Origin of the sequence: Nocardia pseudovaccinii (assembly GCF_050942345.1) — a bacterium.
In the GTDB taxonomy this organism is placed as follows: Bacteria; Actinomycetota; Actinomycetes; order Mycobacteriales; family Mycobacteriaceae; genus Nocardia; species Nocardia pseudovaccinii.
Map to the genome: position 1 here is coordinate 8,924,380 of NZ_CP192074.1, position 14,846 is coordinate 8,939,225.

The following is a 14,846-nucleotide window of genomic DNA, read 5'->3' on the forward strand; positions in this document are numbered from 1 at the left end:
ACTCACCGGAAGCCGTCGCCGTTGGACTGGTCCATCCGCCGCAGTTCCTTGGCGGTCTCGGTCTGACCGGTGTAGAAGTTGTCGAAATTCGTTGCCGTGGTCTCGATATTCCCGGTCATCTGCTCGCGCGCGACCTTGTATCCATCGGGGCCCTCGGCGAACTGGCGCCCGAGTTTGTCGTTCCCCCACGGCGCACCGCGGCCGACGAGCGCGGCATCCAATGTGCTCAGCACGCCGTTCACTCGATCCCGAACGGCGCTGGTCCGCTCCGCGGCCTTCTCGAACAGATCCGCGTCGTGCCTCAACTTGTCCGACATCGCGCACTCCTCGAGCTCCAGCGGTCACCCGCACCAATCACCATCGGATCCTCAGATTCGACGATGACAGCGCTTGGCGACTCACCAGTAGCTCGGACATGAACGGCAAGTGCCGCGCCAGTTACAGCGCCCACCGACCGCGGTTCGCGGTCACTTCGGCTTGCGGAACCTGCCCACGATGCCGTCGACAATGCGCAGCACACCACGCACCGCCATCGGGAAGAAGGCGGCCTTCATGAACTCGAAGTAGCTCGGGTTGTACCGCGCGACATACGAAATCGCTGGATCCACGGATTCGACCTGGTGCCACCAGAACATCGGGATGTAGAGGATGTCGCCGGTCTCGAGGACAACGTCGTAGTAGGACGCGTCCCGCAGCTTCTCGAAGCTGCTCACATCCGGGTCGAACTCGTCGGGGAGTCCGGTGTAGGGGTCCGAAACCTTCATCGGAATCCGGCCGTACACATTGCTGTACTCATTCGGCGGAAAGAGCCGGACCCGCTTGCGGCCGTGCAGCTGAATCAGCAGGCCGTGCCATGGATCATTGTGCAGCGGAGTCAGATTGCCCTGCTGGCCGATCCACACACTGCTCGCCGCCGGACTCTGCTGCCGGGTGCCGACGCGCGCGGGCAGCTGATCGGCGAGCGGCTGCGGGTCGGCGGCGGCACGCGAGTAGTAGTTCTTGCCCGGCTTCGGCTCGTCGAAAACCGCTGCCATGACATCGCGATATTCGAGCACCTCGACCGGCGACGTCTCCTGTGTGAACACGTTGGTCGCACTGGTCAGCGCGGCGACCTTCTGGTCACCGTATTTCTCGCGCAGCGCTCCCGGCTGAAAATCCTCGAATACCGGCCAAGTTGTTGCGACACCACGGAATACGACCGGTGTCTGTTTATCGAAGACGGCCTCGAGTTGGAAATCCCGATCGGGTACGACCAGCCCTTGCTGCCCACCCGTCGACCGATTCAGTACATCGCGAACACTGCGACCGGCCCACAGTACGAAACTGGCTAGGAAAATAGGAGCCAGCGTGACCGGCCTCTCATCGTAACCCTTGGTCATATCCCCGTGTCTTCTAAGAGAATTGGTGCACTGCTTTGACTTTCGGTTGCTCGAAGCAACCATCACCGCGCCGCGATCCCGACCCTATCGACATCCTCGAGTCTACCGTCCCGAACCGTGCCCACTGCTGGGAAGATCGGGACGTAACTCACGGCGCGGGCAGTTGGACCTCCCATGGACGGCAACAGCCGGTGCCGGTCGGAACGCCTAGGGTCGAGGAGACGCCGATTTCAGGAGATGTCGTGGCCGACTTGCCTTCGGACCCATTGATTTCGCTGGTGACCATGGCGGCTGAACATATGGGGTATTCGTGCCGGGCAACTGAGTCGGATGGGGTGCAGTTGGTGGGCCCGCGTGGAGATGGACCATATTTTCTGCGGCTTGACAACCTGCGGCGCAGGCTCAACGAGAAGCCATTTGATCAGTGGCCCGCGCACATCGCGGATCATGTCGAAACGTTCCTGGCGCAAGTCGATCTGGATTACACCGATCCGCTCGATACCGACGAATTCACGACAGTGCGTGGATTTCTCAAGACACGGTTCGCATCGTCGGACACCATCGCGGGTATCGACATCGTCGGGCACTACGTCGCGCCGGGCATCATCCAGGTGGTGGTGATCGAGCAACTCCTAACCGCCGAGGCCGTCACTTCCGGCCAACTCGCCCACTGGCAGATCGACACCACCGAACTCTTCGAACTGGCCGAGGCGAACACTCGTGCGGCCGACCGGCTGGCGATCGAATGGCGGAACTACAACGATGCGCATTTCGCCATTCTGAGCGGGTCGAACTCCGCGAGTGCCCACTCGAAGTGGCTCGGCGACTATCCGGTAATCGGAACGTACGGAGCACTTTTCGTCATCTCGCACGAGGGCAACGTCTACGCGCATCCGATTGTCGGGCCGAATGCGCTGACGGCGATGATTCTGCTGGGCAAGGTGGCCGCCAACACCTACCGCAGCGAACCGCAGCCGATCAGCCCGGCGGTCTATTGGTGGCGCGACGGGGAGATCGGCCTGGCCGCCATCACCGAGATCGACCCCGATCGCAACGTCGAGGTGCGCCCGACCCCCGAATTCGAGGCATTACTGACCAGCCTGGCGGTGACCTGCGAATTCGCGGTGTTGCCCGCCGACGCGGTCGATACCGCGCTCGATGCGATGGAGCAGTACCGGCACATGTGCACCGCCCCGGACGACAGTGCGACCCCACCCGCGCTCGACGACCTCATCGCCGAGATCGACCGCAACGGCGGCGCGGTCGGATTCGTTGCCGCCGTTGCGGATTCGCGCGGCGCCGTACTGCGCACCTGGGGACCGAACCGCGGGCGGCACCTGCTCGCCGTACTGGAACTCACCAAGGATCGCGACCTCGCCGTCCTGGACGTGGAGACGGGCCACCTCTACGACCCGCGCGGCCACATCGACGTCCGCGTGAGCGTCGGTGACGGCCGGTCACTGCCCTACCTCACTCCCGCACTGCTCGAGGACTTCGTGGTCGCCGCCGCCGACCCGGACGACCCGTTCCTGGTCGTCGCACGCGCGGATGAGACCTACATCCGAACCCGCCGCTACGAATGGGTATACGAAATCGAGCACCGGGCAGGATCCGCGTCGGAGCACTTTCGCGTATACACCCTGCGACACAAGGTCGTTCGCGATGTCATCTGGGCGTGGGTCTGTGGCGACCCGTCCTGGTCGGTCGCGGTGCACTGGCGGCGGGTCGATCCCACATCGCCCGGTATCGAGGCGGCATCCGGGCTGGAAATCCTGCAGGACGAACTGTCGTGTGCCGGTCCCGGCCTCACCCCCGACGCACTCGCCCTCCTCGATACCTTTCTGGCAGTTCGTGATACGCCGATCCCGTCGATGGATCGCACGCCGCCGGATGACCTCGCGATCGACCCGGCGATCTTGCGTGACCTGGCGTCATCACACACCGAAGAGGCACACCCGATTGCCGAAGCCGAGACGCCGGACGACCCGGACGAGACCTGAGGGCGGCCGGTGCACCCGCAATCACCCGGGTGCAAGGATCGACGCATGCGAGTACTGGTGCAGCGCGTATCCGCCGCGCAAGTGACCGTCGACGGACAGACCGTTGGCCGGATCGAACCGAATCCGCAGGGCCTGGTCACCTTGGTCGGAGTGACGCACGAGGACACGGAATCCACCGCGAAGGCATTGGCGGACAAGGTGTGGCGGTTGCGAATCCTGGAGGGCGAACGCGCGGCCGCGGATCTGGACGCACCCATTCTCGTGGTCAGCCAGTTCACCCTCTACGCCGATACCGCCAAGGGGCGGCGGCCGTCCTGGTCCGCCGCCGCGCCCGGCCCCATCGCCGAACCGCTGGTCGAGACCTTCGCGCAAGCACTGCGCGAGCTGGGCGCAACCGTCGCCACCGGACGGTTCGGCGCGCATATGCATGTCGAACTCGTCAATGACGGTCCCGTGACACTGCTGCTGGAGGGCTGAGCACAACCGCCCGAGCGCAACCACCCCTGACAACTTCGCGCACCGCTGGTTTGCTCGGCTACACTCACGAACCACGCGGAACAGCCGCGGCGTCCGCAAGCGCGGTTGTCATGGCTGTCAACAGGTCGATCGCGGCGGCACCGGTCGCCGGTTGATTGCCTGCTCATTCCGGCCATTTCTATGGCAAACTCGGTCGAGCAGAATGCGGCCGCTCGACGACCGTGACGCGGAAGGTGAAGCGGGAGTTGAGGTCGCGATGGATCTGAGTGCACTCGAGCGTCGGGTAGCCGAGGATCGCCGGGCAGCGATCGACCGGACGGTCGAGAACGAATTGCGTCTGGCCTCGTCGCTGTGCGACCTCGCAAAAGGCCTGGTCGCGACGAAGAACGGCCCCGGCAGGGACCGAACGGCCGAGGCGCTGGCGCCATCGCAGGAGTCCGTCGGCATCCGGCTGCACTGGCTCGCCGCCGGTCGCGTGACCGCCGAGTTCGCGGGCGAAGTCCAGGATGCGCTACGCGTCTTCGAGCAGGCGACCCGGCATATCGGCCATCGGGAACTAGCAGCGAGCACCATCCGCAATGCCTGCCACACCTATCGCCAAGTGTCACGGACGCATCCGCAAGTGGCCGCCGTATGCGCGGACGGGCTCTCGAAATGCGGCGTCTGGTTGTGCCGCCTCGACCCGAAGGCCGCCGTCGCCGCCAGCGAGGACGCCGTGCGCATCCGCAGCGCGCTGTTCGCGGCGAATCCGGATCAGTCCGGAAAATATCTCGCCAGCCTGAACATGCTGCTGCGCACACTGATGGTCGGCCGCCAGCGCAAACAGGCCGTGGCGATGTACCGCGAGCGGTATGCCGCACTGACGTCACCGGAGATGACGGCACGGCTGCGCGAAACCCGGATCGAGGACATCGATCTCACCAACAAGACCTTCACCGCGCTCACCAAACTCGAAGCCCGGACCTTGCAGCGCGCGGGACATCTGACGCAGCAGCAGATTCTGTACCAAACCTCGGGCGATCTCGCCACAATCGAGGAGATCAACTGGAAGCTCGCTCTGGTCGGCCTGAAGCCGCTGGCCGCGGGCGCCCTACCGGATCCCCCGTCCCGGCCGGTGGAAATCGGTGCGACCTTCGGCGCATTGAGTGTCCGCTGCAGCGCACGCGACGCCGTCGCCCAGGTTCGCGCCGCCATCATCGCGGCCTACGCCGCCGACAACGCGCGCCAGGTCGATCGCTCGGCCGTGCGTGGCGCACACGAAACCCACTGGCATACCTTCGATCCCGAACTGAACTCGGCCGAATCCCTCGGCGATGACGTAGTGCTGCTCGAACAGCCATACGGCGGTTCGGTTGTCGTCATGAGCCTGAATTGGGAAATAGCCCCCGTCGGCAAACATCCACTGGCACAGCACCTTTCCGCGCGCTGGCCGGTGATCAGCGTTACCGCGAACGAGAAGATGTCCTACGAGCTGTGTCGATACGAGGACGGTGTGGCCACCCAATACGCCGCACTCGGCCGCCCGAGCGGACAGGCCCCGCTCGATACCCCATTGGCACCCCTGGACTTCGCGGCCCTGGCCGACTACGGCGCGGACTACGCGTCCGAAACGCAGGTCCGCGCCGCGTTCGGCAACACCGATATGTTCGCGAAACTCACCCACATGCCCGCCAGCGGCATTCGGCAAGCCGCACTGGCCATTCCGCTCGCGGACTACGGCGACAATGTCCTTTTCTTCCGCGGCGACGGGAGTTAGCCGGGTACTTCCCAATGGGTTTCGGAGCGATCGAGCATAGCCTCGATCGCGGTTTCCAGCATTGCGGCGAGCTGCTCGGCACGCACGCCATTGGCCACCGGAGCGTGATCGAGCACGAATGCGTAGCGGCCGTCATCGGGCAGATCACGCCAGAGCATGAACTGCTCGAGGATGCCGCGCGGCCCGAACTTGGAGTGGCCCTGGTGAATGGTGATGGCACCGGTGAGGGACGCCCGGGTCTGGAAGAACCGCTCGCTCTGCCGCGCCGGTGACTCCCGATCCGCCGCGGTCACCAACGACGCGACATGCCGGAACTGCTCACGATCGTCGGCCCGATCGGTCATGATCGGAATATTCCGAAACCGTCCCGCCCCCAATGGTGGCAATGCGCGCACCACGGCATCGGCCAAACCATGCGGACCGCATTCGGTGACAATGAACCCGCCACTGTGCCCGAGCGTTTCACCGGGACGCTGCGTAACCAGATACCCGCGCATACCCGAACGCACCGCGCGCGCCCTGATGCGCTTCTCCGGATTCGTGATATCCGCGTCGTCCCAGCCGTGCACGACCACGAAAACCTCTGGGCGCGCGAAGGTTTCGAGAACATCGCGGATGGATCCGTCGACGGTGGCCCGCAGTCGCTCCCAGGTCTCGAACTTCTCGCGCTCATGGTCGTCGCGCCACCGCGTCCGACTGGTGTACGAGAAGGGCTATGTGCTGTTGGGCTCGGCTGTTCTTCTCGGTCAACTTCTCGGCCCTGAAGGGCCGGGCTCGCAGCTCTCACTCACGCCTGGCTGGCGTGGGCTCGGCCGCGTCGTCGGCAGCGTGACTCACTGCCCAGCCCGCATCAGCGCGTGCGGCGATGTTACGGGCTGCGTTCACGTCGGCGTGTTCAGCGAAACCGCACGACGTGCAAACAAAGGTGGCCTGGTCGGGCCGGTTCTTCCGCGAGGTGTGCCCGCACCGCGAGCACTGTTGGGAGGTGTATCGCGGATCCACGTGGGCCACGGGGATCCCGGCGCGGCGATCGTCGAACGGTTGGGCCGCATCCTTACCGAACCGGATCGGTTCAGCTTCAACACGTTCGCGGCGGTTCGACCCGGCCGAGCCGTAGTTCCCAGCCGCTGAATTCGCTCGCAGCGTCGCGTACGCCCCGGCAGTCTTGCGGATGCACTGCAGAGCGGGCTGCGCCGACACTCCGAGTTGCTTAACAGCGGTGTAGGTGAGCCGTTGCAGGGCCTGCATGCCAGTGGTGCCGGTGGTGAACGCAGCACGGGAGACCTGGTTAGCGGCCCGGTTGCACAGCGTCAGCGTCTCCCGCAGCGCGGACGCGGTCGCCGCGTCGGGGAGCAGTTTGACCTGCACGACCAGCTTCACCCCAACACCCTAATTTACGGCAGGAGTTTTCCGATCATGTTCGGAAGTTCTTGTGCGGCGGGCATTTCTGGGTCGCAGTCATGTTTCGTGGCAACGTTTGTTCCAGCGCCGACGTGGTAAATGACCTGCGTCACCATCGGTCGGCGCGGTACCGTCGTCGCGTGCAAGACTTCGGGCAATCGGCTGACGGAACAACGAATCCGGCCCGGCTCCGGGCCGAGCGTGCCTCCTCATTCGGCGCACATGCCGCGGCGTATGCCGAGCATCGCCCCGACTATCCCACCTCGGCCATTCGGTGGGCGCTGGAGCCGATCGCCACACCCGCACCGGTCGTTCTCGATCTGGGCGCAGGCACCGGCAAACTCACCGAGGGACTGCTCGCCGTCGGCGCGGAAGTGATCGCCGTCGAACCCGATGCAGCGATGCGCGCCGAACTGGCCCGCCGGTTCCCCGAAATGAACGCGTCGGCCGGTGCGGCAGAGTCGATTCCATTGGCCGACGGCTCGGTGGATGCGGTGCTGGCCGGGCAGGCATTCCACTGGTTCGACAAGGAGCGGGCGTTACCGGAGATCGCGCGGGTACTGCGCGCCGGTGGGGTCTTCGCCGCCCTGTGGAATGAGGATGACCTCGACGTCGAATGGGTTGCGGAGTTGCACAGGGTAACTCGGACTGCCGCGTCCCTCCCGTCACAGGAGCTACTGCCCGCACAACTGCCCGCACATCCGTCGTTCGAGAACTTCGAGCGGGCCGATTTTCCGCACCGCCAGCGCCGCACCGCCGAATCCCTCACCGCGACAATCGGAACGCATTCGCACACGCTGGTCATCCCCACACAGGCACGCAATGCGCTGCTCGAACGAATCTCCGACTACCTGCACGGCAGACCCGAGACAGCGACCGGCGAATTCGACTTCCCCATCCGCACCGATGTCATCCGCACCATGCGCCGCTCGATCGATACCGGAACACCGCAGCCGAATTGAGCCGCGCGGGGGTCTAGCGGAAGTCGCTACCTACTCGGTGCGCCACGCACCCCGCAACACCGCCCCTGAGCTGTACGGAGACCCGTATCGTCGCTCCTGAAACACCCCTCGAGCGATCATTGTTCGCCGCGGAGTTACGCAATCCCGCAAGGGAATTCGAGTAGCTATCTACTCGGGTGAGCACCCCTGCCCCGGTCATACGCTTCTCCCATCGTTGAAGTTCAGCACGAATCGGAGGAGAAATCATCGCCATTGTGGTTGCGGTCGACCCCTGGATGACCCCCGGGTTGCGGTAAGACGCACGAGCGCGGGTGCAAGGAACGACGACACCGATCCAGCGTGAGCTGGGTAACGTCAGGGCGGGCAGCGGACGCATCGTGTCCGAAGCCGTTGCGTACCAGACATTTACGTCCGGCGGGCGTCGGTGCGGCTCGGCTCCTCGCCGCGCGACGTCACCGAACTCGGAGTCGGAGAGCGTCACCGATCCACGAGACATTCAAGGCAATGCCCGCCGGGCCAGAGACTCCGGCGATGCTGAAGCCGTTCGCGCGGACGGCTATTCGGTGCCGACAAACGTCCGGTGCCGAAGCAACGTACGGCACCGATCAACGTATTGTGCCGTTCGACTGGCACAGCGCCGGAAATGTACGACGGCTCGAACTGCACTGCCGAAATGTGCGGCGCTATGAATTCGAAACCGATAACATACGGCACCCCAAACGTACAGTGCCGCTAAAAGTACGACTCCCACAGTGCCGAGAAATGTGCGGCACCAACCAAGGTCGGGTATCCCCAGATGTTCGGTACCGAGAATGGCCCGGTACCGACCAATGTCCGGTACCAACCTACTCCGGCCAACCGTAAGCGTCCGCAGCTCCGTCCTCCGATAAGTCCTGGAGCGAGCAGCCGCGAGCTGGAACGAAGCTACGAGCACGGGAGCCATGAGGCGTCACGTCAGGCTGTCTACGGCAGTCGCCGACCAGACAGCTTCCTCACCAACCGCGTTCCACTCATCCCATGCTTCTTCGTAGGCATCTTCGAGAGCATGACAGCGCAGCAGCGCGATCGCTTTGTGAACAGCAGCGGACCGTCCCGGCAGGCCGGACCGCCCAACCTCCGCGTCGAGCACCGCCACATCCTCGCCCGACAGGCTCACAGCCAGCTCCATTCCGGCAATGCTGCCAGAGCGGAAATGCGTGGGATACGGCTCGGAGCCGCCTACTCCGGACGAACCGTAAGAATCCGCGGCCCATCCTCGGTAACCGCAACCGAGTGCTCCCAGTGCGCCGCCCGACTTCCGTCCAACGTCACCACGGTCCAGTCATCGTCGAGCACCTTCGTCTGCGTAGTGCCCAACGTCAGCATCGGCTCGATCGCGAGCACCGATCCCACCACGAGTTTCGGCCCCTTACCCGGCGCACCCTCGTTGGCCAGGAACGGATCCATATGCATCTCCCGGCCGATGGCGTGCCCACCGTAACCGTCGACGATGCCGTAGGACCGGCCGTGCTCCTTTTCGGCCGCGCGCGTACCCATTTCGATGGCATGCGAGACGTCGGTCAGCCGGTTACCGGGCAGCATGGCCGCGATACCCGCCTCCATCGACATCTTGGTGGCCTCGCTGAGCAGCTCATCGGCCTCGATGATCGTGCCGACACCGAAGGTCCACGCCGAATCACCGTGCCAGCCCTCGAGAATCGCGCCACAGTCGATCGAGACCAGATCACCTTCGGTCAGGATCTCGGACGAGGTCGGAATCCCGTGCACCACACGATCGTTCACCGACGCGCAGATCGAACCCGGAAAGCCGTGATACCCCTTGAACGACGGCACCGCGCCCGCATCCAGGATCACCTGCTCGGCGATCTCGTCCAGCTCCAGGGTGGAAACACCGGGCTTGGCCGCCGCGCGCACCGCGACGAGTGCGCGACCGACAATCGCACCGGCCGCCGCCATCGCATCCAGCTCGCCCGCCGTCCGGAACGGCACGACCTTCTTCTTACGGTTGAAGACCATCCGGCCTCAGTGTCCCAGGGCGTGCAGCGCGCGTACGTTGACCTCGTCGATCTCACCGACACCGTCGACCGAGACGACCAGACCGTCGTAATGCTCCAGCAGCGGCTCGGTCTCCTCGCGGTACACCCGGAGCCGGTTGCGGATCACGTCCTCGTTGTCGTCGTTACGACCGCGCGCCATCATCCGGCCGACCACGGTCTCCTCCGGCACGACGAAGCAGAGCACCGCGTCGAGCTTCTTGTCCATGTCCGCGAGGATCTTCTCCAGCGCGTCGGCCTGATCGACCGTGCGCGGGTAGCCGTCCAGCACAAAGCCGTTCGCGGCATCCGGCTCGGCGACCCGGGCCTCGACCATGCGGTTCGTCACATCGCTCGGTACCAGATCACCTGCGTCGATGTACTTCTGTGCCTCCCGGCCCAGCGGCGTCTGAGCGGAGATATTGGTGCGGAACAGGTCCCCGGTGGAGATGTGCGGGACGCCCAGTTTGTCCGACAGTAGGTCGGCCTGGGTGCCCTTGCCGGCTCCCGGCGGTCCGAGCAGTACAAGTCTCACTTGAGGAACCCTTCGTAATTTCGATTCATCAGCTGGCTTTCGATCTGCTTCACGGTGTCCAAGCCGACGCTCACCATGATCAGCACCGAGGTGCCACCGAACGGAAGGTTCTGGGTGCCACCGGATGCGCCGATATCGAGGAAAAGGTTCGGCAGGACGGCCACGAGACCGAGGTAGATCGAGCCGGGGAGGGTAATGCGGCTCAATACGAAATTGAGGTAGTCGGCGGTGGGCCTACCGGGGCGATACCCGGGGATGAAGCCGCCGAACTTCTTCATCTCGTCCGCGCGTTCCTCCGGGTTGAAGGTGATCGCGACATAGAAGTAGGTGAAGAACACGATCAAACCGAAGTAGATCGCGATGTATACGGGATTGCCCGGGTTCACCAGGTATTTCTGGATGATCTCCTGCCACCAACTCTTATCGGTGGCGGTCTTCGAGGAGGTCAGCTGCGCGACCAGGTTCGGCAGGTACAACAGTGAGGACGCGAAGATCACCGGAATGACACCGGCCTGATTGACCTTCAGCGGCAGATAGGTCGAGGAACCGCCGTACATCTTGCGGCCGACTACACGCTTGGCGTACTGCACCGGAATTCGGCGCTGGCCCTGCTCGACGAAGATGACCGCGGTGACGATCGCGAACGCGGCCACACAGACCAGACCGAAGACCAGTCCACCGCGGTTCTGCAGAATGTTGTTGCCCTCGTTCGGGATACGCGCGGCGATACCGCCGAAGATCAGCAGTGACATGCCGTTGCCGATACCGCGCTCGGTGATCTGCTCGCCGAACCACATGACCAGTGCGGCACCGGCGGTCATCACCAGCACGATGATCACCATGCCGAAGATGCTGGTGTCGGCCAGGATGTCCTTCTGGCAGCCCTGCAGCAGCTGACCGCGGGCCGCGAGCGCGACCAGACCGGTGGCCTGCAGGATCGCCAGCGCGATCGAGAGATAGCGGGTGTACTGCGTCATCTTGTTCTGGCCCGTTTGGCCTTCTTTGCGCAGTTCTTCGAAGCGCGGGATGACGACGGTGAGCAGCTGGATAATGATGCTCGCGGTGATGTAGGGCATGATGCCGATCGCGAAGACCGACAACTGCAGCAGCGCACCACCGGAGAACAGGTTGATCAGCTGATAGATACCGGCGGAATCACCGCCGGAGACCAAGTCGATGCATTCCTGCACGCTCTTGTAATCGACACCGGGGGACGGCAGCGAAGCACCCAAGCGGTACAGCGCGATCAACCCCAGCGTGAAGAGAATCTTCCGCCGTAAGTCCGGAGTCCGGAAGGCCGATACGAAGGCGGAAAGCACAGATCCTCCTGGCGAACGACATGGTCATGCCACGGATATAGAAAACCCATGACGAGGCTTGGCAGACAACAATTGAACTCTAACAGTGGCACCGGACGAGCTCTTCACTCGTCCGGCGCCACTATCTGCAGAGTACCGTCAGCCCAGCTCGGTGACAGTGCCACCGGCCGCGGTGATCTTCTCCTTGGCGGCGCCGGTCACCTTGTCGACGGTCACCTGGACCGCGACGCCGATCTCGCCATCGCCGAGAACCTTGACCAGCTGGTTCTTGCGAACCGCGCCGGCGGCCACCAGCTCCGCCTTGCCGATCGCGCCGCCCTCGGGGAACAGCTTGGCGATCGCGCCGACGTTCACGACCTGGTATTCCGTGCGGAACCGGTTCGTGAAGCCCTTGAGCTTGGGCAGCCGCATGTGAATCGGCATCTGCCCACCCTCGAAGGCGGCCGGGACGTTCTTGCGAGCCTTGGTGCCCTTGGTACCGCGGCCCGCGGTCTTGCCCTTGGAGCCTTCACCGCGACCCACGCGGGTCTTCTCGGTCTTGGCGCCGGGAGCCGGACGCAGGTGATGCAACTTGATGGTCATGTCAGACCTCCTCAACTGTTACGAGGTGGCGCACGACGTTGATCAGCCCACGGTTCTGAGGGTTGTCCTCACGAACCACGGTCTGGCGGATCTTGCGCAGGCCGAGCGTACGAAGGCTCTCCCGCTGGTTCGCCTTGGCGCCGATCGACGACTTGATCTGGGTCACCTTGAGATCTGCCATAACTACCGACCTCCCGCTGCCTGAGCGCGTGCGCGCAGCATGCCCGCGGGGGCAACATCCTCGAGGGGCAGACCACGACGGGCCGCGACCTCTTCCGGACGCTGCAGCATCTTGAGTGCCGCAACCGTCGCGTGCACGACGTTGATGGCGTTGTCGCTACCGAGTGACTTCGCCAGAATGTCATGAATGCCAGCGCATTCCAGCACGGCGCGCGCCGCACCACCGGCGATCACACCGGTACCGGGCGAGGCCGGACGCAGCATGACCACACCGGCCGCCGCCTCACCCTGCACCGGGTGGGTGATGGTCGAGCCGATCATCGGGACGCGGAAGAAGCCCTTGCGAGCCTCCTCGACACCCTTCTGGATCGCCGCGGGAACTTCCTTGGCCTTGCCGTAGCCGACGCCGACCAGACCGTTGCCGTCACCGACGATCACCAGGGCGGTGAAGCTGAAGCGACGACCACCCTTCACGACCTTGGAGACGCGGTTGATCGCGACGACGCGCTCGAGCTGGTTCTTGTCGGCCTGCTGGTCACGACGGTCACCACCGCCACGACGATCGCGGCCACCGCCGCGGCCGTCACGGCTGTCGCCGCCACCGGCGGCACCATTCTGCTGTCCGGCGGGTCCGTTGCCGCCGTCACGCCTCTGACGTCCCGGCATCAGACGTTCCTTCCGTAAATGTTTGCAGTCATCAGAACTTCAACCCACCTTCGCGAGCGGCATCGGCGAGCGCCGCGATGCGGCCGTGGTAGTCGTGGCCACCACGGTCGAACACGACGGCCTCGATGCCCGCGGCCTTGGCACGCTCGGCGATCAGCTGACCAACCTTCTTGCCCTTGGCCGACTTGTCGCCGTCCAGTGCGCGCACATCGGCCTCGATCGAGGACGCGGCGGCAATGGTCTTGCCGATCGAGTCGTCGATGAGCTGTGCGTGCAGGTGACGCGAGGAGCGGTTGACCACCAGGCGCGGACGCTCGGTGGTGCCGACGACCTTCTTGCGCAGACGGAAGTGACGGCGGGTCTTCGACAGACGACGCGTCGTCGACACGTCCTTGCCACGCGGAATGCGCTTGGCCTTCTGATTTTCGGTTTGCGCCATGATCACTTACCCGTCTTTCCGACCTTGCGGCGAACGACCTCGCCGGCGTAGCGGATGCCCTTGCCCTTGTAGGGATCGGGCTTACGCAGTCCGTGGATGACAGCGGAGATCTGACCGACCTTCTGCTTGTCGATTCCGGACACGGAGAACTTGGTGGGCGATTCCACCGCGAAGGTGATGCCCTCCGGGGCCTCGATCGGCACCGGGTGCGAGTAGCCGAGGGCGAACTCCAGGTTGGAGCCCTTGGCCGCGACACGGTAACCGACGCCGAAGATTTCCATCTTCTTCTCGTAGCCCTTGGTCACGCCCTCGATCATGTTCGAGACCAGGGTGCGGGTCAGGCCGTGCAGCGAGCGGTTCTGGCGCTGGTCGTCCGGGCGGGCAACCTCGAGCTGGCCGTCCTCACCCTTGGTGACGGTGATCGGCTCGGCGACGAGGTGGATCAGGGTGCCCTTGGGACCCTTCACCGACACGCTCTGGCCGTCGATGGCGACCTCGACACCGGCAGGAATGGCGATGGGCTTCTTACCAATACGCGACATTTGTCCTACCTCCCTTACCAGACGTAGGCGAGGACTTCGCCGCCCACGCCCTGCTTGGCCGCCTGACGATCGGTGAGCAGACCGGTCGACGTGGAGATGATCGCCACGCCGAGGCCGCCCAGGACCTTGGGCAGGTTGGTGGACTTCGCGTACACACGCAGACCCGGCTTCGACACGCGGCGCAAGCCCTGCAGGCTGCGCTCACGGCTGGGGCCGTACTTGAGGTCGACGACGAGGGTCTTGCCCACGGTCGCGTCCTCGGTCCGGTAGTCGGCGATGTAACCCTCGCGCTTGAGGATCTCGGCGATATTCGCCTTGAGCTTCGAGTGCGGAGCCTTCACCTGATCGTGGTACGCCGAGTTGGCGTTGCGCAGACGTGTCAGGAAGTCTGCGATCGGATCAGTCATGGTCATAGTTCGACCTTGACACCTTTCTCGCTGCGGTTCCCATGCAACACCGGCACACCAATGGGCATGCCAGCCGTGGGCCTACAGCAATTCGGCGGTCCGGCCGACATTTGCCGACCGGATTGAGTTCTCATATGAGCTCTCGGTGCGAGGGCCGTCCACACGTCG

Annotated in this window: 17 protein-coding genes and 1 pseudogene; 4 read left to right on the forward strand and 14 right to left on the reverse strand. The window is 64.3% G+C overall.

Annotated elements, in window-relative coordinates:
* Positions 1 to 2: 2 nt before the first annotated feature.
* Positions 3 to 317, reverse strand: coding sequence for a hypothetical protein (locus tag ACQPZ2_RS40240; protein ID WP_433523160.1), 315 nt, complete (start codon positions 315 to 317; stop codon positions 3 to 5).
* Between the two features lie 150 nt (positions 318 to 467).
* Positions 468 to 1,379 (reverse strand): cupin-like domain-containing protein, encoded by a 912-nt coding sequence (locus tag ACQPZ2_RS40245; RefSeq protein ID WP_063046914.1) that lies wholly within the window; start codon positions 1,377 to 1,379, stop codon positions 468 to 470.
* A gap of 242 nt (positions 1,380 to 1,621) precedes the next feature.
* Between ACQPZ2_RS40245 and ACQPZ2_RS40250 the strand changes: the two genes are divergently transcribed.
* The 3 genes from ACQPZ2_RS40250 (at position 1,622) to ACQPZ2_RS40260 (ending at position 5,612) form a co-directional block, all read left to right on the forward strand.
* Positions 1,622 to 3,379, forward strand: a complete 1,758-nt coding sequence (locus ACQPZ2_RS40250) for a hypothetical protein (protein WP_433523161.1) — start codon at positions 1,622 to 1,624, stop codon at positions 3,377 to 3,379.
* 45 nt (positions 3,380 to 3,424) lie between these two features.
* Complete coding sequence (gene dtd, locus ACQPZ2_RS40255) at positions 3,425 to 3,856, forward strand: D-aminoacyl-tRNA deacylase (RefSeq protein ID WP_063046912.1); 432 nt, start codon at positions 3,425 to 3,427, stop codon at positions 3,854 to 3,856.
* A 256-nt stretch (positions 3,857 to 4,112) separates the two neighbouring features.
* Positions 4,113 to 5,612 carry a hypothetical protein gene (locus tag ACQPZ2_RS40260; RefSeq protein WP_433523162.1) on the forward strand — a complete coding sequence of 500 codons (1,500 nt, stop codon included), beginning with the start codon at positions 4,113 to 4,115 and terminating at the stop codon, positions 5,610 to 5,612.
* Here ACQPZ2_RS40260 and ACQPZ2_RS40265 read toward each other — a convergent pair.
* Both ACQPZ2_RS40265 and ACQPZ2_RS40270 read right to left on the reverse strand, forming a co-directional pair.
* Positions 5,609 to 6,313 (reverse strand): annotated as a pseudogene (locus ACQPZ2_RS40265) (ESX secretion-associated protein EspG); the annotation flags it as partial. The gene ACQPZ2_RS40260 and the pseudogene ACQPZ2_RS40265 sit on opposite strands and share 4 nt — an antisense overlap.
* 82 nt (positions 6,314 to 6,395) lie before the next feature.
* The gene (locus tag ACQPZ2_RS40270) at positions 6,396 to 6,992 is read right to left on the reverse strand and encodes a zinc ribbon domain-containing protein (protein ID WP_433523163.1); all 597 of its coding nucleotides are present in this window, start codon (positions 6,990 to 6,992) and stop codon (positions 6,396 to 6,398) included.
* A gap of 161 nt (positions 6,993 to 7,153) precedes the next feature.
* Between ACQPZ2_RS40270 and ACQPZ2_RS40275 the strand changes: the two genes are divergently transcribed.
* Positions 7,154 to 7,975, forward strand: coding sequence for a class I SAM-dependent methyltransferase (locus ACQPZ2_RS40275; protein WP_433523164.1), 822 nt, complete (start codon positions 7,154 to 7,156; stop codon positions 7,973 to 7,975).
* A gap of 949 nt (positions 7,976 to 8,924) precedes the next feature.
* On the opposite strand, the gene ACQPZ2_RS40280 is transcribed toward ACQPZ2_RS40275, so the two are convergent.
* The 10 genes from ACQPZ2_RS40280 to rpsH all read right to left on the reverse strand — a co-directional run bounded on the left by ACQPZ2_RS40280 (position 8,925) and on the right by rpsH (position 14,684).
* A complete protein-coding gene (locus ACQPZ2_RS40280) occupies positions 8,925 to 9,143 on the reverse strand; it encodes an antitoxin (protein WP_433523165.1) in 219 nt (72 codons plus the stop codon).
* Between the two features lie 50 nt (positions 9,144 to 9,193).
* Positions 9,194 to 9,991, reverse strand: coding sequence for a type I methionyl aminopeptidase (gene map / locus ACQPZ2_RS40285; protein ID WP_433523166.1), 798 nt, complete (start codon positions 9,989 to 9,991; stop codon positions 9,194 to 9,196).
* Between the two features lie 6 nt (positions 9,992 to 9,997).
* The gene (locus tag ACQPZ2_RS40290) at positions 9,998 to 10,543 is read right to left on the reverse strand and encodes an adenylate kinase (RefSeq protein ID WP_433523167.1); all 546 of its coding nucleotides are present in this window, start codon (positions 10,541 to 10,543) and stop codon (positions 9,998 to 10,000) included.
* Complete coding sequence (secY, locus tag ACQPZ2_RS40295) at positions 10,540 to 11,862, reverse strand: preprotein translocase subunit SecY (protein ID WP_433523168.1); 1,323 nt, start codon at positions 11,860 to 11,862, stop codon at positions 10,540 to 10,542. The genes ACQPZ2_RS40290 and secY overlap by 4 nt, the downstream gene beginning before the upstream one ends.
* Before the next feature lie 138 nt (positions 11,863 to 12,000).
* Positions 12,001 to 12,444 (reverse strand): 50S ribosomal protein L15, encoded by a 444-nt coding sequence (gene rplO / locus ACQPZ2_RS40300; RefSeq protein WP_063046903.1) that lies wholly within the window; start codon positions 12,442 to 12,444, stop codon positions 12,001 to 12,003.
* A 1-nt stretch (position 12,445) separates the two neighbouring features.
* Positions 12,446 to 12,625 (reverse strand): 50S ribosomal protein L30, encoded by a 180-nt coding sequence (rpmD, locus tag ACQPZ2_RS40305; protein WP_062983142.1) that lies wholly within the window; start codon positions 12,623 to 12,625, stop codon positions 12,446 to 12,448.
* Positions 12,626 to 12,627: 2 nt separating this feature from the next.
* Positions 12,628 to 13,290 (reverse strand): 30S ribosomal protein S5, encoded by a 663-nt coding sequence (rpsE, locus tag ACQPZ2_RS40310; RefSeq protein ID WP_063046902.1) that lies wholly within the window; start codon positions 13,288 to 13,290, stop codon positions 12,628 to 12,630.
* Positions 13,291 to 13,321: 31 nt separating this feature from the next.
* Positions 13,322 to 13,729 (reverse strand): 50S ribosomal protein L18, encoded by a 408-nt coding sequence (gene rplR, locus ACQPZ2_RS40315; RefSeq protein WP_063046901.1) that lies wholly within the window; start codon positions 13,727 to 13,729, stop codon positions 13,322 to 13,324.
* 2 nt (positions 13,730 to 13,731) lie between these two features.
* Entirely contained in the window at positions 13,732 to 14,271 is a 540-nt protein-coding gene (gene rplF / locus ACQPZ2_RS40320) for a 50S ribosomal protein L6 (RefSeq protein WP_433523169.1), read from the reverse strand.
* Positions 14,272 to 14,285: 14 nt separating this feature from the next.
* Complete coding sequence (rpsH, locus tag ACQPZ2_RS40325; RefSeq protein ID WP_062983150.1) at positions 14,286 to 14,684, reverse strand: 30S ribosomal protein S8; 399 nt, start codon at positions 14,682 to 14,684, stop codon at positions 14,286 to 14,288.
* Positions 14,685 to 14,846 lie beyond the last annotated feature (162 nt).